A 3,026-nucleotide genomic window follows, 5' to 3' on the forward strand; every position below is an offset into this window, starting at 1 on the left:
AGAGATGGTTCCATCATTCTGGCAGGAACCAGTGCCGAGGAATTAGGAAAAGAAAACTGGAAGATTGTAAAGCTGGGAGATAAACAAATAGATCAGCTGATCGAAAAACAGGATATTAAGATTTACCCGAATCCTGTGACAGATTATGCTTATGTGGAAATAGGGTTTGATTTCAAGGAAGCTGAGATTGTAGTTTATGATATGGGTGGAAGACAGCTTCAGAGTCTTAAAACCAGGAATACGGTGACTAAGATTAATACTCAGGCACTGATACAAGGAGCATATCTTGTTGTGATAAAAACGGATACGAATAAAACGGCGAATGCTAAATTGATTAAAAAATAACTATGAAAAAAATATTTTGTGCAGGAATTTTACTGAGTAATTTTTTGTTTGCACAGCTACCAGAAACGCAAAATAATAAATATAATTTAACGATTAAATCCCCGGATGCCAGCCAGTTTTCAAAATATATTGATATTCCTACGACAACTCATACGGGTACGGTTGGAATAGATATTCCCATATATAATATAAAAGTTGATAACTTCAGTTTACCAATTGCGTTGAAATATCATGCATCCGGCGTTAAAGTAAAGGAGGTAGCATCAAAAGTTGGTTTAGGCTGGTCACTATCAATTGGTGGAGTTTCTCTTTCAAAACAAATAATTGGTAACGAGGATAAGGGCAATATTCCTATTATCAATCAAACTGATGGAGCTTTCCAGCCAAACGATAGGACATCCTCAGATTATAGCTTGGCAACACAGATTATGGGTTTTAATACTGTCGACCCATCTGACACTTATACTCTTGTAGGGCAAAAACGAGATACACAACCAGATATTTTCTCTTATTCCATAGGAAATAGTTCAGGTGATTTTCATCTTGACAGCACCGGTAAACCAATAAAAATTGGTGAAACCAGTGTGAAAATTGAAGTGTATCCTTTCATTTTCACAGATGACTCGGGAAATAAATATTTTTTCTCAGCGGGGAATGAAATGAGGACTGTGGGAGGATCTTTTCCTACTGTGGAAAATCTTGTTACCACGGATTTTGTAATAGATAAAATAGTTCTTACAAGTGGTAAGGAAATAAAATTTGAATATTCATCTCTTACATCACCATATGAATATTTAAGCAGCTATTATAAAGGGTTTAGTTATCCTTTATATTGCCAAACATCAATTGACGGAGTCTCAGCACAAAGTGAATATTCTGAATACGCATCTCTAACAGAAGTCTTAAAAGAAAGATATTTAAATAAGATTATTTATCCGGAAGGATATACTCAATTTACATATAATACGAATAGGGAAGATATACTCAATGGACTTTCTTTAAAAAAAGTGTCAACATTTGATAATAGCAATAAATTAATTTCTAATCAAGAATTAAATACAAGCTATTTTATTGCAGGAGAAACGAAGAATATTACAGGATACTCAGATCATACTGATGCCCTTACAAAAAGACTTAAACTAAATGAAATAAAAAATACCCTGGATAATTCTTCTTACCAGTTCTCATATTATGAAGATAACCCATTACCAAACAGACTGTCTGATGCAACTGATTATGTTGGATACTCTAATGGAGTAATGACCAATTTAGGAATACCATATACATCAATTGATGATAATGTATATGGATTTGGTGATAATAAAAATCCCAATATTAATTTTGCTGTATCTGGTAGTTTAAAAGAAATTACCTATCCTACAAAAGGAAAGATGAAACTTGAATATGAATTAGACGATTTTGATTCAAGCTATTTTCCCCCTGAAACCAGTGTTGTTAAACAGGAGTATATGATTGATTCATATCAAACTGAAGGTACAATTAATGTAAACACAAGTGCTAGCCAAGTTTCTTTTAAAGTAAATTTTACAAGTAATGCAAACCCTGATAACGATGGCTCAAATACCCTTCCTGACGCAAATCAGCCTTATTTTATTGCCGAAATATTAGATAATACTAATATTGTTTTAAAAACATTTATTCTTAATGGTGATTATGAATTTCTATTAGACAAGAAACCTTCATATAAATTAAGAATAAGAAAATTTAAAAATCCGTCTGCTGATAAATATGCTTCTTTTTCAATACAATGGTTTGAAAAAATGGCAGTTCCTACGACTCAAAACAAGTCGGTAGGAGGAATAAGAGTAAAAAAAATAATTAAACAAGATAATGCCAATAACCTTATAGAGGAAAGATTTATCTATAAAGATGAGAATGGTCTTTCTACTGGAGTTTTCATGGGTGATCCAATCAATTATTATCATTTTTCATCATCTCCGCATGGTTATGAAGGAGAAATATGTAGAAAATTAATTATAAGTAATTCAGGAAACTTCAATTTATCTACAATAAACGGGAAACCAACAGTTTATAATAAAGTAATTACTGAAAGAGTAAACACTAGTACTCCAAGTGAAACATGGAAGACTATAGATACTTATTATAATGCCCCATCCACAAATGCATATAATAATGAAATTCCATTCCAGACTTTTGTAAATAATCAGTTTGCAAGAGGTATTTTAATTAAAAAAGAGTTTTTTAATTCTAACAATAATATAGTTAAAAAAATAAAATAATTATACAGAAGATGTATATTTTAATCAAAAATCCAGTGATTATATTAGTCAATTCCCTTTAGTTACAATCCGTCCTTATCAATTAAGAATTATAAAAATAACTAAAGAACGAGATATGATGACTAATGATAAATTTTTTTACATTCCGACTTTTGATTTTACCCGCTATGATATTACTTCTTCATGGATGCAATTTAAAACACAAAAAATAACAAATTATCTAAATAATCAGGAAGTTATAGAGACAACAAATTATTATTATAATACAGATCATAAACATCTTAATCCTATGTCTGTTTCAGTACAGTCTCCTGACAATACAATTTCAGAAACTACCTACCAGTATGCTCACGAAAAGAATAACCAAAAGCTGATCACAGCTAATATGATTGGTATTCCATTGGAAACAAAGACTGTAGA

At 31.1% G+C, this 3,026-nt stretch carries 3 protein-coding genes; all 3 read left to right on the forward strand.

What is annotated here, in order from left to right; genetic code table 11:
• Nucleotides 1–345, forward strand: a 345-nt coding sequence (locus AB8P06_RS20570; RefSeq protein WP_369844514.1) for a T9SS type A sorting domain-containing protein, incomplete at its 5' end; no start/stop codon positions are given.
• A 2-nt stretch (nucleotides 346–347) separates the two neighbouring features.
• Entirely contained in the window at nucleotides 348–2,606 is a 2,259-nt protein-coding gene (locus AB8P06_RS20575) for a hypothetical protein (protein ID WP_369844516.1), read from the forward strand.
• Between the two features lie 115 nt (nucleotides 2,607–2,721).
• Nucleotides 2,722–3,026: hypothetical protein (locus tag AB8P06_RS20580; protein ID WP_369844518.1), on the forward strand; the 305-nt coding region annotated here is incomplete at its 3' end.

The sequence above is a fragment of the Chryseobacterium tongliaonense genome (assembly GCF_041224435.1).
GTDB lineage: Bacteria > Bacteroidota > Bacteroidia > Flavobacteriales > Weeksellaceae > Chryseobacterium > Chryseobacterium tongliaoense.

Excerpts from the sequence above, each read along its gene's own strand:
- AB8P06_RS20575 (WP_369844516.1), top strand. The coding sequence starts at position 348 with ATGAAAAAAATATTTTGTGCAGGAATTTTACTGAGTAATTTTTTGTTT.